Here is a 2,177-nt window from a genome sequence, read left to right as displayed (position 1 = left end):
TACAGGTTTCGATCTTGACCAGCGGGTCACCCAACTTGTCGATCGTCTGTTGGTGATACTGGTTTGCAAAGAGGTCATTCTTAATGGCGCTGCGTTTCTTCATGGTGGTTAGCTCAGTAGACCAGCTTCCGATAACTTTATCAGCAAAATCAAACTCGGCTTAGGTTTTTCGAGGTGCCCAATTATTTGTTCGCTCCTGAGAGGCTTTATTATGAGAATTTATATCAGATACTTTGCCAATTTGTAGCAGACGGAATAAGCATGACTCGATTGAGAATTTTTGGGTTACCTGAAGTTGTCCTCGTTGTGCCATTTCTTGATATTTTTTAGGTTGTTGTAGAAAATCATCAATAGCTGCTACCCAATTGTTGATATCAGATGGTGGTAGTAATAGTCCATTGCTTTTATGTTGGATAATATCAGGTAGCCCACCCACATTACTAGCAAAGACGGGCACAGCAAAGAAAAGTGATTCAACCGCTACCATACCAAACGCTTCCCTAGTAGAAGGAATTACGGTTAAAGATGCATATGAATATACGGCAGAAGAAGGAAAAACAATACCGGCTAGCAGTGTTTCAGGTTCTAAATCATAGTCGATAATTTTTTTCTGTAATTTAGCCTTACAGGCGCCATCACCAATAATTAAATAACGAAATGAACGGCCTTGACGCTTTAATTGGGCGAGTGCTGCTAAAATAATATCATGTCCTTTTTCTTCTCTTAGCATACCGACTTGAATTATTATTGGCGCTGTTCCATCGTTTATCCAAGTTAAAATACTATCAGCGACAGGTGTATGATTTTCGGCAACCATTTTAGAAAAATCAAATCCAGGATGAACAACCTTCACCTTTTGTGGCATACAACCAGCTTGCAATAATGTTTTCCGCATTGGTTCGCTGGGTACAATGACGTAATCGAATAAATAGTTCATACTGAAGGCTTTTATTTTACCTGACAGATAGTTTTTTTGTCGCAGTACACATGGTCGTTGTTTTTTAGTTAGTGTTTTTACTGCGATGGCAAGGTTATTAGCATCATGGCCACTGTGACAAACGGCTAGAATTGTTTGCTGCTGGCGTAATAGTTTGCGTAGACGTATGATTGACGTAGGATGAGCACTATTAGTAAATGAAACATGATAGATAGGAATGTTGTTTTTTTTTTGCTTCATGTGCAATTTGGCTGTCAATATGGCAAGCTAAAGTTACGTTAAAGCCTCGATGTATTAGGCCTTTCATTTGTAGTAAAGCTTGAGCTTCTTGGCCACCAAAGTTCATCGAAGATTCGGTATAGATAATGGATGTATTCATAATATACCCTGATAATTAGCCCGTTTGTTAATTGACTTGCTATTTCAATTAACAAAATAAATAAATGACGTAATATTCTAATTTTTATGTTATTTCGCAAAAAAATTTAGCGTTAGGAATTAGTCATCTGTAATAAAACAGTTCTGCATATAATGTTATGACTTTGTTAAATCAAGTCACTAAAGCATAATGTGTTAACTATGCTTACTTTAACTAATTGTAGTATTTTTTTATAGTAATTTTCCCTCTTATTTTTTCATAAGGTCGATTTTATAGGATCATTTTCTACATTTTGTGATTATTTGTTTATGATTATAAAAATAATAGAGATAAAGATTCTAATGAGGTGATGTTAACACTATTTTGTACATAATTAATGCTCATTTTACTAAATTTAGACAAGTATTATAACCATTATGCAATTCATTGATAATAAATATAAAATTGTTAAAATATTTAATATAATAGCTATCTAAAATGGTTAAATCGATAATTTTCTCATCGTAGGGTATTTTATATTTGATACATAATTAAATAAACTCAATAGATTAATTGTAAATAACATTTTATTACATTAATGTTAAATAATCGTTTGTGTTATGCCATAGCTCTATTTTTATTCGGCAAAAGGTAAAATAGAAATTTATGTGTAGATTTATCAGTTTTGTATTAGATACTTTAGGGCACCTCGAAAAACCTAAGCCGAGTTTGATTTTGCTGATAAAGTTATCGGAAGCTGGTCTACTGAGCTAACCACCATGAAGAAACGCAGCGCCATTAAGAATGACCTCTTTGCAAACCAGTATCACCAACAGACGATCGACAAGTTGGGTGACCCGCTGGTCAAGATCGAAACCTGTA

At 34.5% G+C, this 2,177-nt stretch carries 1 protein-coding gene; it reads right to left on the bottom strand.

Annotation, left to right across the window (positions count from 1 at the left end; genetic code table 11):
• Positions 1-160: 160 nt before the first annotated feature.
• The gene (locus CBG25_RS11500) at positions 161-1,177 is read right to left on the bottom strand and encodes a glycosyltransferase family 4 protein (RefSeq protein WP_290606749.1); all 1,017 of its coding nucleotides are present in this window, start codon (positions 1,175-1,177) and stop codon (positions 161-163) included.
• Positions 1,178-2,177 lie beyond the last annotated feature (1,000 nt).

The sequence above is a fragment of the Arsenophonus sp. ENCA genome (assembly GCF_002287155.1).
In the GTDB taxonomy this organism is placed as follows: Bacteria; Pseudomonadota; Gammaproteobacteria; order Enterobacterales; family Enterobacteriaceae; genus Arsenophonus; species Arsenophonus nilaparvatae.
This window is presented reverse-complemented; position numbering and strand designations above follow the sequence as displayed.